Below are 18,298 nucleotides of genomic sequence, written 5' to 3'. Positions count from 1 at the left end.
ACCGAACGGCACTGAGTCCACCCTGCCTCGACGAAAGTTTCCAATTGCGCCGACTACTAGCAATTCTTCTTCCCGGACTGCTGCTGCTGACCGCCTGCGGCGGCAACGAAGCGCCTCCGGCTCCGGAACCCACCAGCCAGTCCGCCGGTGAGACCGCCAAGCTGGACTCGGTCAAATTGACTGAGAACGGTGACAAGAAGGCCCCCGGTGTCGACTTCACCAAGCCGCTCGACGTCAAGGAACCCACTGTCAAGGTGGTCACCGAGGGCAGTGGCGACCGGGTCAAGGCCAACCAGATCGCCGACATTTCGATCGTGGCGTTCAACGGCAAGGACGGCTCCACCCTCGAGGACACGTTCCCGAACGATCCCGAGCCGCTGGAACTGAACGACGAGCTCAAGGGCAGCAGCCCCGTCATCTACAACGCGTTCGTGGGCGCCAAGATCGGCTCGCACCTCGCCCTCGCCGTTCCCGGCCAGGCCGCAGCCGAGGGTGCCGAGGCCAAGCCGACGCAGCTCCTGATCGTCAAGGTGCTCTCCGCCAAGGACGCACCGCCGGTCCTGGACAAGCCCGAAGGCGACGCCGTCACCCCGCCGGCCGGACTGCCGACCGTCAAGGAAAACGACAAGGGCGTTCCGGAGATCTCGGTCGCCGGCGTCAAGGCTCCGACCGCGCTGGTCTCCCAGGACCTCATCACCGGCAAGGGCCAGGCCCTCAAGGAGACCGACACAATCACCGTCAACTACGTCGGCGTCGCCCTCGCCACCGGCAAGGTCTTCGACTCCAGCTTCGAGAGTGGCAAGAAGGCCACCTTCCCGCTGACCGGCGTCATCAAGGGCTGGACCCAGGGCCTGACCGGCAAGACGGTCGGCTCCCGCGTCCTCCTGGTCGTCCCGAAGGACCTCGCCTACGGAGATCAGGGCCAGGGCGACGCGAAGGGCGACCTCGTCTTCGTCGTCGATATCCTCGGCGTCAAGTAATCCACCGCTACAACTGCCACCACTACACGTCACCTCAAAGGAGTAACCATGTCATTTGGACAGCGCAACCTCGACCGCGAGAAGCCGGAAATTGACTTCCCCGTAGGAGACGTCCCCACCGAACTGGTCATCACCGACCTGATCGAAGGGGACGGCGCCGAGGCCAAAGCCGGCGACACCGTATCCACCCACTACGTGGGCGTCGCCTGGTCCACCGGTGAAGAATTCGACGCCTCCTGGGGCCGCGGCGCGCCGCTGGACTTCAGGGTCGGCGTCGGCCAGGTCATCCAGGGCTGGGACCAGGGCCTGCTGGGCATGAAGGTCGGCGGCCGCCGCCGGCTCGAGATCCCGTCCGAGCTCGCCTACGGTTCCCGTGGCGCCGGCGGGGCGATCGGCCCCAACGAGGCCCTGATCTTCGTCGTGGACCTCGTCGCCGTCCGCTAGTCCCCACCCGCCCCCCGGGGAACGAAGCGCGGTAACAATCGGAAAAGTTCTTCCGGCTGTTGCCGCGCTTTCGTCATTTTCCGCGACCGGCTTTAGTACCCTTGCGGGGTGTCCGCCTCACGTACAGAACGCCTCCTGAACCTGCTCATCGCCCTGCTCAACACCAAGTACGGCCTGCGCCGCAGCGAGCTGCGCGAAAAGGTCTACCACGACACCACGAGCAGTGACGTCGCCTTCGGCCGCATGTTCGAACGCGACAAGGGCGAGCTGCGCCAGTTTGGCTTCGACGTCGAGGCCGTGACGGACACGGGCTGGGGCTCCGACGACCCGGCAACCACCCGCTACCGGATCGGCAAGGAATCGAACCGGCTGCCCGACGTCAGCCTCACCCCCGAAGAGTGCACGGTCCTGATTCTCGCGGCCCAGCTCTGGGAGCACGCCGCCCTCGGCTCCGCCGCCGTCGACGCGGTCCGGAAGCTGCAGGCCGCCGGCGGCCTGGTCGACGCCGAACTCCCCACCGGCGTCCAGCCGCGCATCCGCCCCGCCGGCCAGGCCTTCGAGGACCTGGTCGCCGCGACACACGCCCAGCACCCGGTCCGGTTCAGCTACCTCGCCGGCAGCACCGGCCAGGAGCAGGAACGCCTGGTGGAGCCCTGGGGCCTGGGCAGCCGCTTCGGCCAGTGGTACCTCGTGGGCCACGACCGGGGCCGGGGGGACAAACGGTTCTTCCGCCTGTCCCGCCTGACGTCCGCAGTGACCGTCCTGGAGAAGGAGAGCTTCACGCCGCCGGCCGGGTTCAACGTCCGCGCCGAGCTGGCCGGCCTGGCCGAGCTGCCGGTGCAGAGCGCCGTGGTCGACGTCGAACACGGGCGGCTCCTGGGCCTCCGCAAACGCGCCCAGCCGCTTCCGGACGCAGCGCCGGAAGCCGCAGCGCCGGAAGCCCGAACACCGGGGCATTCGGCCGGGACGGACCGCCTCGCGGTGCCCTTCCGCGATGCCGAGACCCTGGGCGAGGAGCTGGCCTCCTACGGTCCCCGCGTCACCGTGATTTCACCCCCCGAACTCGCCGGCGCCGTCCACCGCCGCCTCACGGCAGCCGCCGAGTTCGCCGACAGGCCCCTGCCGGATGTGGCCTTCCCGGCGGCGGGCCGCGCCGGCCGTACCCGGAAACGAACCTCGGAGGACCAGCTCAAGCGGATGCTGCAACTCGTCCCGTTCCTTGTCCACAACCAGGGACTGCACATCAGCGAGGTCGCCGCCAGGTTTGGCATCACCCGCAAGGCACTCGAGGACGACCTGCGGATCCTGATCTGCTCGGGCCTGCCGGAGGGGTACCCCGACGATCTGCTGGACATCCAGTGGGACGATGACCACGTATTCATCACCCAGGCCCTGGACCTGACCCGCCCCGTACGGTTCACCGTGGACGAGGCCTGTGCGCTCCTGACCGGCCTGGAGACCCTCAACAGCCTGCCCGAACTGGCCGAAGGCGGCGCCCTGGAATCGGTGACGCTGAAACTCATGGCCGCGGCGGGGGAGGAAGGCGTCAAGGCGGCGGCGCTCTCCGGCCCCGAGGTGGCCCCCGGCAATTCCGCCGTCCTCGACACCGCCCGCGCCGCCCTCGAATCCGGCGCGCAGCTGCACCTGAAGTACTTCTCGGCGCAGCGCGACGCCGTGTCCGAACGCGACGTGGACCCCCTGCGGCTCTATTCGCTGGACAACACGTGGTACCTCGAGGCGTACTGCCACTCCGCCCAGGGCCTCCGCAACTTCCGGCTGGACAGGATCGAAGCCCTTGAGCCCAACGGCCGGCGGGCGGCCGCGACGGCAAAGCCGGCGGACAGCTTTCCGGTGAAACTGTTCACCCCGAACGACGACGACACGGTGGTCGTGGTAGAACTCGCACCCCGCGGCACCGGCCTCGCTGACGACTATTACGCCGAGCGGACCGCGGCCCTGCCTGGCGGCGGAATGCTCGCCGAAATCCGGTTTGGCAGCACGGACTGGCTGCCGATGTTCGTGGCCCAGCACGGCGGGATGGTCCGGATCCTACAGCCAGAGGCCCTCGCGGCCGCGTCGCGGGAGTGGCTCGCCGCGGCCCTGACGCAATACGAAGCCTTCCCGAATCGCCCGATAGACTGATCAGCATGCCTTGGTGGTCCTGGATCGTTATTTGGATAGCGCTTGTCGCGTTGTCGCTGTTGTTCTTCGGCGTGCTCGGCTTCCGGCTGTTCCGGCAGGCCACGACGACGCTCACCGAATTGGGTGAAGCCGCGGACCGCTTTTCCACCCTGCCTTCACCAGCGGGCACCGGCACCGTTTCAGCGGCCGGTTCGACAGCGGCCGGCGTTGGTGACCCGGTCAGCGCGGACGAGTCCCTTCGGCCGGCGCCCGGCGACGCCATTTTTGCCTCGCCCGCGCGGATGCGACATGATTACCACGCATCCAAGCTCGCCCGGCAAAACGCCCGCCGGCTGCGCCGCATCCAACGCAAGAAGGACCGCCGGCAACCCCAGGCACTGCGCGACATCGAAACGCGTTAGACATAGGATGTATTCAAACGAAAGGACCTCTCCCCATGAGGCTTGAAGGCTGGCATCTCATCATCATCATCGTTCTGGCACTGGTGCTGTTCGCTGCGCCGAAGCTGCCGGGCATGGCCCGCAGCCTGGGCCAGTCGATGCGCATTTTCAAGTCGGAAGTCCGGGAAATGAAGAAGGACGGCACCACCGATGCCAAGGATGGCTCCGAGCCGGTTGAAGGACGGGTCATCAACCACCCGCAGGCCGGCGCACCGGAAAGCCGCACGGGCGACGGAACCGACGTTCCGCCGTCGACCCGCGCCTAAGACCGCATGGCAGTAACCATGAGCCGTCGATCGAACCCCGAGGGGAGGATGGCGCTCCTCGACCACCTCAAAGAGCTGCGCAACCGGCTCTTCAAGGCGGCAATCGCCGTCGTCCTTGGGACGGTAGTGGGTTTCCTTGTCTACCAGCCAATGCTGGCGGCGCTGATCAAGCCGATCCGCGACCTGAATGAACACGAAGGCCGCCAGGCGACCCTGAATTTCGACGGCGTCGCGAGCTCCTTCGACCTCATGATCCAGGTCTCCGTGTTCCTGGGCCTGATTATCGCCAGCCCCGTCTGGCTCTACCAGCTCTGGGCCTTCATCGTGCCGGGGCTGCACAAGAAGGAACGCCGCCTGGCCCTGTCCTTCGTGGCGGCGGCCGTGCCGCTCTTCGTCGGCGGCGTCCTGCTGGCCTGGCTCGTGCTGCCCAACGCGGTCCGTGTCCTGACCGACTTCACGCCGTCGGGCGGCTCCAACTTCATCAGCGCCCAGGTGTACCTGTCCTTCGTGTTGCGGCTGCTGCTCGCCTTCGGCATCGCCTTCCTCCTCCCGGTGGTCCTGTTCGGGCTGAACCTGGCCGGGCTCATCAAGGGCCAGCAGCTGCTCAAGAGCTGGCGGATCACAGTCTTCCTGGTCTGCCTGTTCGCCGCGATGGCCGCTCCCGGCGCCGACGCCATGAGCATGTTCTACCTGGCCGGACCCATGCTGGCGCTGTTCTTCGCCGCGATCGGGCTGTGCCTGCTCAACGACCGCCGGCGCGAGCGGCGCGCCGTCAAACGCGACGCCGAGACCGAAGCCACCGCCGACCACGCCACCCCCAGCTCCGAGCTGGAGAATCTCTAGCCTTTCGCGCACTAGGCTGGAAACATGTCCTCACACCCCGGGCCGGAATCACCGTCCGAACGTTACCGCGCCAGCGTCGAGCGGGCTGCTGAAGCCAAGACCTATCTGGGCGGGTTCATCCGCTCGCTCGAATTTGAACTCGATGACTTCCAGCGCGAAGCATGCCTGTCCCTGCAGGCCGGCCGTGGCGTGCTGGTGGCAGCCCCCACCGGCGCCGGGAAGACGATTGTGGGGGAGTTCGCCATCTATCTGGCCCTCCAGCGTGGGCTCAAGGCGTTTTACACCACCCCCATCAAAGCCCTGAGCAACCAGAAGTACTCTGAACTGGCCGCCAAGTACGGCGCCGCCCAGGTGGGCCTGCTCACCGGAGATACCAGCATCAACGGCGACGCCCCGGTGGTGGTCATGACCACCGAAGTGCTCCGCAACATGCTCTACGCGGATTCGGACACCCTGGATGATCTCGGCTTCGTGGTCATGGACGAAGTCCACTACCTCGCCGACCGCTTCCGCGGCGCTGTGTGGGAGGAAGTCATCATCCATCTGCCCAGCGAGGTCCAGGTGGCGTCCCTGAGTGCCACGGTCTCCAACGCCGAGGAGTTCGGTGCGTGGCTCGACACCGTCCGCGGGCAGACCGATGTGATCGTCTCCGAGCACCGCCCGGTGCCGCTGTGGCAGCACGTCATGGTGGGCCGGAAGATCGTGGACCTGTTTGCCGGCGACACGAGCTTTGACGAGATCGCCCTGCCTGGTGGGGCAACTGCCAGTGAGACAAGTGCCAGGGAGACAACTGCCAGTGAGGCGTCCACCGACGCCGTAGCCGAGGCTGTTGTCGGGGGCCCGGCGGCCGCCGTCACCTCGGAAGCGCCCGGGCGGGCCGGCTTCGAGGTCAACCCGGAACTGCTGTCCATGGCCCGGGCCGAGAGCCAGATGAATTTCCGTGGCCGCTTCGGCCACGGCGGCCGGAACCAGCGCCGGCAGCAACGCAGCCAGCGGGACGAACCGCAGGGCGCACAGCGCAGCCCGGTGCGGAAGGCCAGCCGGCCGCAGGTCATCGCCAGCCTGGACCGGCAGGACCTCCTGCCTGCCATCACCTTCATCTTCTCGCGCGCCGGCTGCGATGCCGCCGTGGCCCAGTGTGTCGCGGCCGGACTCTGGCTGACCAGCGAAGCCGAACAGCAGATCATCGCCCGGCGCGTCGACGAGGCGGCCCAGGACATCCCCTCGGATGACCTCGATGTGCTCGGCTTCTGGAGCTGGCGGGACGGCCTGCTCCGCGGGCTCGCCGCGCACCACGCCGGCATGCTGCCGACCTTCAAGGAGGTTGTGGAGAAGCTGTTCGTCGACGGGCTGGTCAAGGCCGTCTTCGCCACCGAAACACTGGCCCTGGGCGTGAATATGCCGGCCCGCTGCGTCGTGCTCGAAAAGCTGGACAAGTTCAATGGCGAGGCCCATGTCAACATCACGGCGGGGGAGTACACCCAGCTGACGGGCCGCGCCGGCCGCCGCGGCATCGACGTCGAGGGCCACGCCGTCGTGCTGTGGCAGCCCGGAACGGATCCGGCCGCCGTCGCCGGCCTGGCCTCACGGCGGACCTACCCGCTGAACTCCAGCTTCCGGCCCACGTACAACATGTCGATCAACCTTTTGGCGCAGTTCGGCCGGCCGCGCGCCCGGGAGATCCTCGAATCATCCTTTGCCCAGTTCCAGGCGGACCGTTCCGTGGTGGGACTGGCCCGGCAGGTCAGGAGCCGGGAAGAATCCATTGCCGGGTTCAGCAAGGCCATGACCTGCCACCTGGGCGACTTCACCGAATACGCGCGGTTGCGGCGGGCCCTGGGCGATGCCGAAACCATGGCCTCCCGGAGCACGTCCCGGGCCAGGAAGTCCTTGACCGAGGACTCCCTGAGCAGGCTGCTTCCGGGCGACGTGGTGGATGTTCCGGCCGGGAAGTCGCCCGGGCTCGCGGTGGTGCTCAGCTCCGACCACGAATCCCGCGAGCCCCGCCCCGCCGTCATGACGCTGGACAACCAGCTCCGCCGGATTGGCCTGCACGACGTCGAGGGTCCGTTGTCGCCGATCACGCGGATCAGGATTCCCAAGACCTTCAACGCCAAGGTTCCCAAATCCCGCCGCGACTTGGCCTCCTCGGTGCGCAACGCCATCCGCGAGCACCGGTCGCCGGCGCCGCCGCGCCGCGACGACGACTTCGGCCGGGCCTCCGCTGCGCCCAACCAGGAGAAGCGGATCGCCGAGCTGCGCCGGGAACTGCGCGCCCACCCCTGCCACGGCTGCAGCGAACGCGAGGACCATGCCCGGTGGTCCGAACGCTGGTGGAAACTCCGCCAGGAAACGGACGGGCTCATCCGCCAGATCCAGGGCCGGACCAACACCATCGCCAAGACGTTCGACCGTGTGTGCGGCGTCCTGACGGGCTACGGCTACCTGGAAACCTCGGACACCGGCGCGCTGTCCATCAGCCCGGACGGGCAACGCCTGCGGCGGATCTACGGCGAAAAGGACCTGCTGATTTCGCAGTCGTTGCGGATGGGGGCCTTCAACGACCTCGACGCCGCCGAGATCGCCGCGCTAGCCAGTGTGCTCGTCTACCAGGCCAAGCGTGAGGACCGCGGCCTGCGGCCCAAGATGCCGAGCGTGTCCCTGGAATCCGCGGTAGACACCGTGGTCCGCGAATGGTCCGCGCTGGAGGACGTCGAGGAAGCCAACAAGCTGCCCCTCACTGGCGAGCCCGAGCTCGGCCTCGTGTGGCCGATCTTCAAATGGGCCAAGGGCCGGCACCTCCAGGACGTGCTGAGCGGCACCGACCTGGCCGCGGGCGACTTTGTCCGCTGGGTCAAACAGGTGATCGACCTCCTGGACCAGCTCGCCGACATCCCGAACCTCGACCCCCGGATTGCGCGGCTGTGCGCGGAGGCCATCAAGCTCGTCAAACGCGGCGTCGTCGCCTATTCCTCCGTGGCCTAGGGCGCGGGCCGGACCGGCCCGCTCCCTAGGCCACTCGCTGGGCCGCTGCCGCGGCCTCCCAGATTTTCGAACCCGCCGGCGCTCGGCCGGCCCCAGCAACAAGGAGTTCCCGCCCCATGACCGATTCGCCGGCCGCCCCCGCCCCCCGCAACGTCACGCTGTACCGCAACGGCTCGGTCTACACAGCGGCCGATCCCTTTGCGACTGCGATGCTGGTCGACGGCGACACCGTCGCCTGGGTTGGTTCCGAGCAGGCCGCCACGTCCATCGCCGATTCCTCCATGGAGGTGATCGATCTGCAGGGCGCGCTCCTGGCACCCGGCTTCGTCGACTCCCACATCCACCTGACGGAAACCGGAATCGCGCTGGAGGGCCTCCAGCTGGCCGGGGTGCGCTCCTCCGCTGAACTGCTCGACGCCGTCGCCGTCGCCGCCGCCTCCGCTTCCAGCGCGGACGGTCCCGTCCTGGGCCACGGCTGGGACGAGACCACGTGGGCCGATCCCGCCCTGCCCTCCCGGGACGAAATCGAACGCGCGGCCGGCGGCCGCCAGGTATACCTGTCCCGCGTGGATGTCCACTCGGCCCTGGTATCGAACTCCCTGGCCGCATCGGCCGGACTGGACGGGCTCGACGGCGGCGGCGCCGGAAGCCAGGTCAAACGCGACGCCCACACAGCGGCCCGTCTGGCGGCCCGCCGGCTGCCGGCGGACGCCCTGCGCGCGTACCAGCAGCGCGCCCTCGCCGAGGCTGCGGCCAACGGCTACGTGGCCCTCGCCGAGATGGCCGCGCCGCATATCGGAAGCATCGAGGACCTGCGGCTCGCGGTGGCCTGGAACAGCACCTCCGGCGGAGGACCGACCGGGGTGGACGGCGTGGCAGCGCCGGAGATCCTGCCGTACTGGGGCGAGCTCGCCGGATCCGCCGAACATGCCCAGTCCATCCTGGACGAATTGGGCCTGCCTGTACTGGGCCTGGCCGGTGACCTGAACATCGACGGCTCGATCGGCTCACGGACCGCCGCACTGCGGGAGGATTACACCGACGCGCCCGGAGAGCGCGGCAACCTGTACCTCTCCGTGGCCGAGGCAGCCGCCCACCTCGCGGCGTGCTCCCTCCTGGGGATCCAGGCGGGTTTCCACGTGATCGGCGACGCCGGCCTGGACGCGGCCCTCGACGCCCTCGACCTCGCCGCGGCTGAGGTGGGGGAGCAGCGCGTCCGTGCCGCGGGGCACCGGCTCGAGCACGTCGAACTCGCGGATGCCGCGGCCATCAGCCGGCTGGCCCGCTATTCGGTCAGCGTCAGCGCGCAGCCGGTCTTCGACGCCCTGTGGGGTGGCGGGGACCGCCTGTACCAGCAGCGCCTCGGCTCCCGCCGGCTGGGAATGAATGCCTTTGGCAGCCTCTACGCGGCCGGTGTGCCGATCTGCTTCGGCAGCGACAGCCCGGTGACGCCGCTCCGGCCGTGGTCCAGCGTGCGAGCGTGCCTGCAGCACACCAATCCCGCCGAACAGATCTCCGCCCGCGCCGCGTTCCTCGGCCACACGCGGGCCGGCTGGCGGGCAGCCCGCTACCCCAACCCCATGGCCGGGCAACTGGTGCCGGGCGCTCCGGCCAGCTTTGCGGTCTGGGAGGTCGAGGAGCTCATGGTCCAGGTGGCCGACGGGCGCGTGCAGTCGTGGAGCACCGACCCGCGCGCCCGCACCCCGCTGCTGCCGGCGCTGGACACCGGCAGCGATCCTGCCTGCCTCCTGACGGTACGGGACGGCCAGGAACTCTATGCCAGCGGCGCCCTCCACGCCTGACCACCTGGCGCCTGATCCGTCCCGTCATCCAGCGTACGGAGCGGAAACATTTCCACCCGCGACCCCGCCCTGACCTGCACCGACAGACGAAACGGCAGGTCACGGCTCGGTTGACAGATCGGCCCGCCCCCGTAGCATTGAGGGGCAACGGAGGGTTGCGTACCGCGCAGACTCCGGCAGTCCCCGGTCCTTCCCAGGTTGCCGCACCCGCGGGAGCTTTACTTGGTCATGACCACGGGCACCCCCAGGGGGCGGGTCTACTTCGCAGCAGAAAACGGTTCCGGCGCCGCAATTCGTGGCCTGCCGGAACTGGCCCGAAGCGGGTGGACCTGCCCGGGCGGCCGCACGGCCGCCTCGCGGGCGCCCCACGGGCGCGCAACTCCCTATAATGGGAAGTTGCGCCTGAATATCCGGAACCATCGACTTTCGGCGCACCGACCGCTCCCTTCAAGGAAAGGCCTCGCTGTGCGTGTCCTCACCATCATCCCGACCTATAACGAGCTGGAATCGTTGCCCAAGACCCTCGGTCGCCTGCGCACAGCCGTGCCCGCCTCCGACGTGCTGGTTGTCGACGACAACAGCCCTGACGGCACGGGGCAGCTGGCGGACCGCATGGCCGCAGAAGACGGACAGGTCCACGTCCTGCACCGCGCCGGAAAGGCCGGCCTGGGAGCGGCGTACATCGCAGGCTTCAAGTGGGGCCTGGACGCCGGCTACGACATCCTCGTGGAGATGGACGCTGACGGCTCGCATCAGCCCGAGCAGCTGCCGCAGCTGATTGAGGCCGTGGAGCAGGGCGCGGACCTCGCCATGGGCTCCCGCTGGGTTCCCGGCGGCCGTGTGGTCAACTGGCCGCTCTACCGCCAGGCCATCAGCCGCGTCGGCAGCACGTACGCGCGGATCATGCTCGGAGTGAAGATCAAGGACGTCACCGGCGGCTTCCGCGCCTTCCGGCGGACCACCCTGGAGAAGCTGAACCTGGATGCGGTCGACTCGGTTGGCTATGGCTTCCAGGTGGATCTGGCCTGGCGCGTGGCCAAGCTCGGCCTGACCATCGTGGAACGGCCCATTACCTTCGTGGAGCGCGAGCTCGGCGCTTCGAAGATGAGCGGCAACATCGTCGTCGAAGCCATGATCAACGTCACCAAATGGGGACTTACGGCCCGCTGGAACAAGCTCCGGGGCAAGCAGGACAGCAGGCAGGACGCCTGAGGCGTGTCTCCTGGTCCGGGCATCGCCTGGGTATAGGGTCGGGCGGTATGGCGCTGCGACTTGTTCAGGTGAATTTCAAGGCTCGGGATGACTCAACGCTCGGCCGGTTTTGGGCGGAGGCACTCGGCTGGGGCGTGTCCAGCGAGGGACCCGGTGTGACCAATGTTGAACCCCTGGGTTTCGTCTGGCCGGACCCCGCCGCCGTCTGCATCGATGTCGTCACCGTCCCGGACCCCGAGACGGTGAGGTACCGGGCACGCCTCGATCTCGCCACCACCTCTGCGGCCCACCAGGCGGAGCTGGTCGCTCATCTCTTGGGGCTCGGTGCGACGCCCGCCGACGTCGGCCAGGGTGCTGAGCCCTGGACGGTTCTGGCCGACCCGGAGGGCAACCTGTTCCGCGTGCTGGAGCCCCGCCCGATCTACCAGGACACCGGGCCGATCGCCGCGGTGGTGGTCAGCTGTGCAGACCCGCGGGCCATGGCCGGGTTCTGGGGCGGGGCGACGGACTGGACCCTGCACGAGGTGGGCGATGATCATGCGAGACTGCGTTCGGCCAAGGGTGTCGGGCCGTACCTTCAGTTCCTTCGCACGCCCGGCGTGCGGGCCGTGTGGGGCCGTGTCCATTTCGACCTGATGCCGTACCCGGGTGATGATTAAGCGGCGGAGGTGGCCCGGCTGCGGGCTCTGGGCGCCACTGACGCCGACGTCGGCCAAGGCGATGTGCCCTGGGTCTGCCTCGCCGACTCGGAGGGCAACGAGTTCTGCGTCCTCACCCCCGGCTGACGCAGAATCCCGGCTCCTGTGCGCGTCCAGACGGTGCAGAGCATGGAGGCGCAGGGGAGGCGCAGGAACAGAAAAAGGGCCGGGCCCGCATCATTCGATGCGGGCCCGGCCCTTGCCGTTGCCGGTGCGCTGGGGGACTAGGCCGAGCGGCGTTCGCCGCGGCGTTCGCGCAGGATGGTGAGGCGATCTTCGAGGATCTGCTCAAGCTCGGGAAGCGAGCGGCGCTCCAGCAGCATGTCCCAGTGCGTGCGCACTGCCTTCTCGTTGCTGTTGACGGGGCGTTCGCCGTCCACCAGCAACGCCTCCTTGCCCGTTTTCGAAACCCAAACCGGGGGGATCTCGGCTTCCGAGGAGAATGTCACGAACACCTGCTCGCCATCCTCGCAACGGTATTCAACCCGCTGGCGCGGAGCCGGTTCGACGCCGGATTCGGTCTCCATGCTCTGTGCGCCAAGGCGCATACCCCGCAGGCTGCGATCGCTCATCTTTTCTCCCTCTATTCGGTTCGCAGGGTCAAGCCCTGCGTTGTCCGGGGACCGTCAGGCGCCGGACTTCTGGTTGCACCGCGCTGTACCGTACCTGGCCCGGTGTGGCCGGGCCAGATGACAGTCACCAGTGGACAAAACTCTTTGGAACGTCATTGGAATCAACGCTGTGCGGAGCGTTTTTGTTCCGGACGGCTGAACTGACCGGACAAATATTCAAGTATACGGGAGTGGTGCGGGCGCGGTAAAGCGAGTAGCCCCGCGGCGTGAACTGCGTATCCTGTACCCGACCGGGCCGGCCTTAAGCTGGCTGGCCCCCGCAGCCGGGCCGAAACGGCCGGTCTGCGGGGGCCAGGACGGAACTATCCGATCCGAGAGACTCAGTGCGGGAGCAGGCTCAGGTCCGGTTCCCTTGGCCGTCGGCTGCGGCGGGCGGTGAGTACGGTGCCACGTCCGGCGTTGAGGCCGTCTGCTCCTGCACCGCGCCTGCACCCAGTACGCTGCCGATCCCTTTGAGCGCCTCGCCAACCTCGCTGGGAATGATCCACAGCTTGTTCGAGGATCCCTCGGCAATCTTCGGGAGGGTCTGGAGGTACTGGTAAGCCAGCAGTTTCTGGTCCGGGTTGCCCTTGTGGATCGCGTCGAAGACCTTCTGGATGGCCTGCGCCTCGCCGTCGGCCCGCAGGATGGCCGCCTTCGCGTCGCCTTCGGCCTTCAGGATGGAGGACTGGCGCTGGCCTTCCGCGGTGAGGATCGCGGACTGCTTGGTGCCCTCGGCCGTCAGGATGGCGGCGCGGCGGTCACGTTCGGCCCGCATCTGCTTTTCCATCGAGTCCTGGATCGAGTGGGGCGGATCGATCGCCTTGAGCTCGACCCGGGAGACCCGGATGCCCCAGCGACCGGTCGCCTCGTCCAGGACGCCGCGGAGCTGGCCGTTGATCTGGTCGCGCGAGGTCAGCGCTTCCTCCAGGTTGAGGCCGCCAACCACGTTGCGCAGAGTGGTGGTGGTCAGCTGTTCCACTGCCTGGATGTAGTTGGCGATTTCGTAGGTGGCGGCCCGGGCGTCCGTGACCTGGAAATAGACCACAGTGTCGATCGAGACCACCAGGTTGTCCTCGGTGATGACCGGCTGCGGCGGGAAGGACACCACCTGCTCCCGCAGGTCGAGCAATGGCAGCAGGCGGTCCACAAACGGGATCAGCAGGGTAAGTCCGGGATTCAGGGTGCGTTGGTATTTACCCAGCCGTTCAACGACGCCGGCACGGGCCTGTGGAATGATCCGGACCGACCGGACCAGCACAATAATTACAAACACAATTAGTACCAGCAGCACAATTGCGACTGCGATATTCATACATCACCTATTCCCCAGTTGTTTTGTTTTAGTCTCGCGCCGGCAGCGCCGCACCGGCCGGACAGCAGTGCCCGCCGGACAGCGCCCCTTATTGGACGGCGGATTCCGGTTGCGGAGCCACGATCGCGGTGGCCCCTTCGATGGCACTGACCACAGCCTGCTGTCCGGGCGCCAGCACTCCCGATTCGGACCGCGCACTCCAGACGTCCCCGCCAATCTTGACGAGCCCGCCGTTTTCGCTCACAGCCTCCATGACGACGGCGGATTCGCCGATGAGGCGTTCAATGTTGGTGCGCTGATCCGCCGGTCCCCGGTGGAGATGCTTGAGGGCCACCGGCCGGACGAAGCCGATCATGAGCAGGGACACGACGCAGAAGGCGATGATCTGCAGCCACGGATCGGCGCCGGCGAAGTCCGCCACAAGCCCGGCGAGGGCGCCGCCGCCGAGCATGATGAAGAACAGATCGAGTGTGATCATCTCGACCACGGCAAACAGGAGAAAGAGCGTGAGCCACAACGCCCACCAATTCTCGATCAGCCATTCAGACATCAATTCCCCCTAGAGTTCCGGGAGCTGCAGGCACAGGTCCCCAGTAACTGTGATTCCATCCTAAGCGGAAAGGCAATAGCTGGGACCGGCGGTAGGGAATTGATGGCCAAAGTGGCCAAGTCGTTATTTCGCGGGTCGATTCCCCGGCCTGGCTTTCCGCCCCCGTCCCCTCCTGGGGGTGGTTTCAGGGCGTACCTGACGGCGCCTGCGAAGCGGCGGGAGCGGGAATGGTCAGCGGATGGGTTGAAAGACGCTGATCCGGAAGCGGGCCGAGACGGAGGTCCGCTCCGGAAGCGCGGCCTCGAGGGCTACCAGTGCGGCGCGGTCCAGGTGGTGGCCGGCCGGTCCCATGTAGGCCAGGTTGGCGACGTCGCGCGGGCCAAGGTTCAATGCCAGGTCCAGATCAGATGCTGCGACGGGCGCGAAGTGCTGGCCCAGGGACGCGGCGAGCCGCTCGTCTTTGGCCGGCTCGATCCCCAGCATCCCGGCCGGCCCGGCAACCTCCGCCAGGTGGCCGGGCCGCGGTGTGACCACGACAAGGCGGCCGCCGGGGCGGAGGACCCGGGCGAACTCGGGCGCGTTGCGCGGCGCAAAGACCACGGTGACGACGTCGACGGCGTTCTCCGCGACCGGCAACGGCTGCCAGACGTCCCCGACGACGTTCAAAGCCTCGGGGTTCAGCCTGGCTGCGCGACGCAGGGCGAACTTGGAAATGTCCAGGCCGATTGCCGCGGCCGGACAACTGTCCGCGGCCCGGTCCAGCACGGCCCTGAGGTAGTGGCCGGTGCCCGTTCCGGCGTCGAGCACGAGGGGCCGGCCGGCGGGGGCCTCCCGGAGCGCCGGTGTGGCGAGCCCGGCCACGGCATCGGCCAGCGGCTGGTAATGCCCCGCGGAGAGGAAGTCGAAGCGGGCCGCCACCATTTCTGCGCTGTCGGCTTCAAAAACCGTCCCCTTGCCGACCAGGAAGTTGAAGTAGCCCTGCCTGGCCGCGTCAAAGCTGTGGCCGGCCCCGCACACCAGGGTGCGGGCGCCGCCAGTGAAACGGAGGCCCTGGCGGCACACCGGGCACAGGAGGGGGAGATCGGCGGCGGGCATAGCTTTCATCCTATGCGCGGACCCCGGCCCGCCGCGCGGACGGGTCATTGGCTACAGGGGCGCCGGGCACCGGGCACGCTGCGGCGTGCCTCGCCGCACCGGCGCAACGTGAGGTGTTTCACAGCGGGCACGCCACGGGCTAGGCTCGCAATCGTGAAATCTGAACATCTTCCGCTGCTCAATTCCGTGTCCGCCCCTGCCGTGCACCCCGACGGTTCCCGCGCCGTGGTCTCCGTGCTCCGCCCGGACTTCGATGCCGATGCCTACGTGGGCCAGCTGTGGACCGTGCCCCTGGGCCAGGACCCGACCCACCCGGACTTCAACGACCCGGACCAAAGGCCACGCCGGCTGACCCGGGGCTTCCGTGACACAGCACCGGACTTTTCACCTGACGGCCGTGCCCTTGGCTTCCTGCGTGCGGCAGCGGACGGAAAGCCGCAGCTGTTCGTGGTGGAAGCCGCCGGCGGCGAACCCCAGCTGTTGACGGCGGCCCCACTGGGGGTCAGCTCCTTCACGTGGTCGCCTGATTCCCGCAGCATTCTCTTCAGCGCCAGGACGCCTGACCAGGGCCGGTATGGCAGCATCGACGGCGTGAGTGCGGGCAGCGAGGACGCCCGGCTGATCACGGATTTCCAGTACCGGATGAACGGTGTTGGCTACACCGCTGACAAGCCGCTTCAGCTGTTCATCCTCGAGGTCCCGCCGCTTGACGCCGAACCGAAGGTGGCGCCGGCCGGACGCGCCCTGAAGGCCCTCGGCACCGCGGCCGATCCCGCGGAGAATGCTGCCGGGCTGCTGCCGGCCGCCAAACAACTCACCACCGCACCAGCGGACCACAACGGCGCCGGCTTCAGCGCCGACGGCGGCACCATCTACTTCACCGCAGCCCTGCACGATGGGCGGGATACTGACCTCGTCAGCGGAATCTACGCGCTGCCTGTTACCGGAGGGCAGCCGCAGGCTGTGGTGCCGGCCAACGCCGGACGGCAGAGCATCAGCACCGTGCGCCAATCCGCCGATGGGCAGTGGCTCTTCTTCCTGGCCCAGGACCTGGGCGCATCCGGGCTGGACTTCGTGGCCAGGAACACCGTCCTCTATGCGATGCCTGCCGACGGCGGACACGCCACGGCGCTCAGCGATGCCGAGGCGCTGGACCTGTCCGGCGGCAGCCGGCTGGAGCTGCGCGGCGGCGCGGGCGCCCTGGTGCTGAACAATGCGCGGGGAACCGTGGAGCTGCACGAATTCGTTGCGACGGGCGGCCACACCGTCCTCCTGGAAGGCAACCGGGTGGTGACCGGCGCCGCGGAGGGTGGCGGAACGCTCGTGGTGAGTTTCAGCGATTCGACGACGGCCGGTGATGTTGCCGTGCTCGAGCGCGGGCAGGTGCGCCGCCTGACGGACTTCTCCGCCCAGCTGCGGAGCGTGGCGGGGATCAGCGAGCCGCAGGAACTGACATTGGCCTCGGCCGACGGGTACCCGGTCCATGGCTGGCTCGTGAAGCCGGCGGGCCCGGGACCCCACCCGGTGCTGCTGAACATCCATGGCGGCCCGTTTGCCCAGTTCGGGGTGGCGTTGTTCGACGAAGCGCAGGTCTATGCAGGGGCCGGTTACGCCGTGCTGATGTGCAATCCGCGGGGTTCGGCCGGTTACGGCCAGGCACATGGCCGGTCCATCAAGGAGCGGATGGGAACCGTGGACATGCAGGACGTCCTGGCGTTCCTGGACGGGGCTGTGGGGAAGTTCGAGGATCTGGACGCCGCCAATGTCGGCATCATGGGCGGATCCTACGGCGGCTACCTGACGGCGTGGACCATCAGCCACGACCACCGTTTCCGGGCCGCCATAGTCGAGCGTGGTTTCCTGGACCCCGTGAGCTTCACCGGTTCGTCCGACATCGGCTGGTTCTTCGGTGGCGAATACACCGGCCCGGCGGCGGAGCAAATGGCGGCCCAGAGTCCCATGGCGCGCGTGCAGCACGTAAGGACGCCGTCGCTGGTGATCCACAGCGAGGAGGACCTCCGGTGTCCCGTGGAGCAGGGCCAGCGGTACTTCACCGCCCTCAAGCAACAGGGGGTCGAGACCGGATTCCTGGTCTTCCCCGGCGAGAACCATGAGCTGTCCCGCTCCGGCACCCCGCACCACCGGAAGCAGCGGTTCGATGAAATCCTGAAGTGGTGGGCCCGCTACCTGCCGTCCGCATCGAATCCGGCGCCGCAGCCCTAGCCCTGGCCCGCAGGCTTAGTCCGCGGCCGGGTCCGGCAGGAACCCGAGTTCCTGCCGGGCGCGGCTGATGTCCGGCTGGGCCCAGCGGGCGGAGTATTCGGCATTGTTGCTGATGGAGCGCAGCTCGGCCCGGTCCAGGAAGAGGATCCCTTGGAGGTGGTCGGTTTCATGCTGGACAATCCGGGCCTGCCAGCCGGAGAAAGTCTGCTGGAGTTTCGTGCCGTCCGGCGCCGTGAAATCGAGCTGGACTGATTCCGGCCGCACGACCGCCGCCTGCAGGCCGCCAATGGAGAGGCAGCCTTCGTAGAACGCCGCGGACTTCGCGCCCAGGGGACGATAGCCCGGGTTCAGCATGGCAAAGAACGGCAGCGCCTCCCGCCCGCGGACGGCAGCGACGTCGGGATCGACGTCGAACTGGTCCTCCAGGACAGCGATCTGCAGCGGAATCCCCAGCTGCGGGGCCGCCAGGCCCACGCCTGGGGCCTTGTGCATCACGCTGCGCATGAGGTCGATGAGGTGGCCGAGGTCGGCATCAGTCAACTGGCCATCGTACGGCGCCGCCACGTGCCGGAGCACCGGGTGTCCGGCCTGGACAATCGGCGGGAGGATGCCGGCGCTCAGGATCTCCTGGACGGTCTCGCTTATCCGGGCGGCGCTGTAGTCAGTGGGCCTGGCGTCATAGGGCATGCCCC

The 18,298-nt window shown here is 68.1% G+C and carries 15 protein-coding genes and 1 pseudogene; 11 read left to right on the top strand and 5 right to left on the bottom strand.

Going from position 1 to position 18,298, the window contains the following annotated elements; genetic code table 11:
* Positions 1 to 44 precede the first annotated feature (44 nt).
* The 10 genes and pseudogenes from AC1DN2_RS14950 (at position 45) to AC1DN2_RS14905 (ending at position 11,899) form a co-directional block, all read left to right on the top strand.
* Positions 45 to 980, top strand: coding sequence for an FKBP-type peptidyl-prolyl cis-trans isomerase (locus AC1DN2_RS14950; RefSeq protein WP_230011584.1), 936 nt, complete (start codon positions 45 to 47; stop codon positions 978 to 980).
* A 48-nt stretch (positions 981 to 1,028) separates the two neighbouring features.
* Positions 1,029 to 1,424, top strand: coding sequence for an FKBP-type peptidyl-prolyl cis-trans isomerase (locus AC1DN2_RS14945; RefSeq protein WP_028275583.1), 396 nt, complete (start codon positions 1,029 to 1,031; stop codon positions 1,422 to 1,424).
* A gap of 108 nt (positions 1,425 to 1,532) precedes the next feature.
* Complete coding sequence (locus AC1DN2_RS14940) at positions 1,533 to 3,566, top strand: helix-turn-helix transcriptional regulator (protein ID WP_476850913.1); 2,034 nt, start codon at positions 1,533 to 1,535, stop codon at positions 3,564 to 3,566.
* 5 nt (positions 3,567 to 3,571) lie between these two features.
* On the top strand, positions 3,572 to 3,967 hold the full coding sequence (locus AC1DN2_RS14935; RefSeq protein WP_476850912.1) for a hypothetical protein: 396 nt from the start codon (positions 3,572 to 3,574) through the stop codon (positions 3,965 to 3,967).
* 35 nt (positions 3,968 to 4,002) lie between these two features.
* Complete coding sequence (gene tatA, locus AC1DN2_RS14930; protein WP_018772900.1) at positions 4,003 to 4,272, top strand: Sec-independent protein translocase subunit TatA; 270 nt, start codon at positions 4,003 to 4,005, stop codon at positions 4,270 to 4,272.
* A gap of 48 nt (positions 4,273 to 4,320) precedes the next feature.
* Positions 4,321 to 5,115, top strand: a complete 795-nt coding sequence (tatC, locus tag AC1DN2_RS14925) for a twin-arginine translocase subunit TatC (RefSeq protein ID WP_028275586.1) — start codon at positions 4,321 to 4,323, stop codon at positions 5,113 to 5,115.
* A gap of 24 nt (positions 5,116 to 5,139) precedes the next feature.
* Positions 5,140 to 8,100: a DEAD/DEAH box helicase gene (locus AC1DN2_RS14920; RefSeq protein WP_476850911.1), complete on the top strand. Its 2,961-nt coding sequence runs from the start codon at positions 5,140 to 5,142 to the stop codon at positions 8,098 to 8,100.
* 116 nt (positions 8,101 to 8,216) lie between these two features.
* Entirely contained in the window at positions 8,217 to 9,902 is a 1,686-nt protein-coding gene (locus AC1DN2_RS14915; RefSeq protein WP_476850910.1) for an amidohydrolase, read from the top strand.
* Between the two features lie 465 nt (positions 9,903 to 10,367).
* The gene (locus AC1DN2_RS14910) at positions 10,368 to 11,114 is read left to right on the top strand and encodes a polyprenol monophosphomannose synthase (RefSeq protein ID WP_459384751.1); all 747 of its coding nucleotides are present in this window, start codon (positions 10,368 to 10,370) and stop codon (positions 11,112 to 11,114) included.
* Positions 11,051 to 11,899: pseudogene (locus tag AC1DN2_RS14905) on the top strand (VOC family protein). The gene AC1DN2_RS14910 and the pseudogene AC1DN2_RS14905 overlap by 64 nt, the downstream one beginning before the upstream one ends.
* A gap of 137 nt (positions 11,900 to 12,036) precedes the next feature.
* Here the strand turns inward: AC1DN2_RS14905 and AC1DN2_RS14900 are convergent.
* The 4 genes from AC1DN2_RS14900 to AC1DN2_RS14885 form a co-directional block, all read right to left on the bottom strand.
* Entirely contained in the window at positions 12,037 to 12,384 is a 348-nt protein-coding gene (locus AC1DN2_RS14900) for an RNA polymerase-binding protein RbpA (protein ID WP_026266329.1), read from the bottom strand.
* A 397-nt stretch (positions 12,385 to 12,781) separates the two neighbouring features.
* Entirely contained in the window at positions 12,782 to 13,738 is a 957-nt protein-coding gene (locus AC1DN2_RS14895) for an SPFH domain-containing protein (protein ID WP_476850909.1), read from the bottom strand.
* A gap of 88 nt (positions 13,739 to 13,826) precedes the next feature.
* Positions 13,827 to 14,288 (bottom strand): NfeD family protein, encoded by a 462-nt coding sequence (locus AC1DN2_RS14890; protein ID WP_028276336.1) that lies wholly within the window; start codon positions 14,286 to 14,288, stop codon positions 13,827 to 13,829.
* A gap of 231 nt (positions 14,289 to 14,519) precedes the next feature.
* On the bottom strand, positions 14,520 to 15,383 hold the full coding sequence (locus AC1DN2_RS14885; RefSeq protein WP_476850908.1) for a methyltransferase domain-containing protein: 864 nt from the start codon (positions 15,381 to 15,383) through the stop codon (positions 14,520 to 14,522).
* Between the two features lie 153 nt (positions 15,384 to 15,536).
* On the opposite strand from AC1DN2_RS14885, the gene AC1DN2_RS14880 reads away from it, so the two are divergent.
* Positions 15,537 to 17,606 (top strand): S9 family peptidase, encoded by a 2,070-nt coding sequence (locus AC1DN2_RS14880; RefSeq protein WP_476850907.1) that lies wholly within the window; start codon positions 15,537 to 15,539, stop codon positions 17,604 to 17,606.
* A 15-nt stretch (positions 17,607 to 17,621) separates the two neighbouring features.
* Here AC1DN2_RS14880 and AC1DN2_RS14875 read toward each other — a convergent pair whose 3' ends face one another.
* Positions 17,622 to 18,293 carry a peptide deformylase gene (locus AC1DN2_RS14875; RefSeq protein WP_476850906.1) on the bottom strand — a complete coding sequence of 224 codons (672 nt, stop codon included), beginning with the start codon at positions 18,291 to 18,293 and terminating at the stop codon, positions 17,622 to 17,624.
* Positions 18,294 to 18,298 lie beyond the last annotated feature (5 nt).

This window comes from Arthrobacter sp. 01L42 (assembly GCF_056400005.1).
This window is presented reverse-complemented; position numbering and strand designations above follow the sequence as displayed.

Bases quoted from the DNA above. Each gene is read 5' to 3' on its own strand.
- AC1DN2_RS14875 (WP_476850906.1), bottom strand. From the start codon at position 18,293: ATGCCCTATGACGCCAGGCCCACTGACTACAGCGCCGCCCGGATAAGC.
- AC1DN2_RS14935 (WP_476850912.1), top strand. From the start codon at position 3,572: ATGCCTTGGTGGTCCTGGATCGTTATTTGGATAGCGCTTGTCGCGTTG.
- AC1DN2_RS14945 (WP_028275583.1), top strand. From the start codon at position 1,029: ATGTCATTTGGACAGCGCAACCTCGACCGCGAGAAGCCGGAAATTGAC.
- AC1DN2_RS14915 (WP_476850910.1), top strand. From the start codon at position 8,217: ATGACCGATTCGCCGGCCGCCCCCGCCCCCCGCAACGTCACGCTGTAC.
- AC1DN2_RS14890 (WP_028276336.1), bottom strand. From the start codon at position 14,288: ATGTCTGAATGGCTGATCGAGAATTGGTGGGCGTTGTGGCTCACGCTC.
- tatC (WP_028275586.1), top strand. From the start codon at position 4,321: ATGGCGCTCCTCGACCACCTCAAAGAGCTGCGCAACCGGCTCTTCAAG.
- AC1DN2_RS14895 (WP_476850909.1), bottom strand. From the start codon at position 13,738: ATGAATATCGCAGTCGCAATTGTGCTGCTGGTACTAATTGTGTTTGTA.
- AC1DN2_RS14920 (WP_476850911.1), top strand. From the start codon at position 5,140: ATGTCCTCACACCCCGGGCCGGAATCACCGTCCGAACGTTACCGCGCC.
- tatA (WP_018772900.1), top strand. From the start codon at position 4,003: ATGAGGCTTGAAGGCTGGCATCTCATCATCATCATCGTTCTGGCACTG.
- AC1DN2_RS14885 (WP_476850908.1), bottom strand. From the start codon at position 15,383: ATGCCCGCCGCCGATCTCCCCCTCCTGTGCCCGGTGTGCCGCCAGGGC.
- AC1DN2_RS14900 (WP_026266329.1), bottom strand. From the start codon at position 12,384: ATGAGCGATCGCAGCCTGCGGGGTATGCGCCTTGGCGCACAGAGCATG.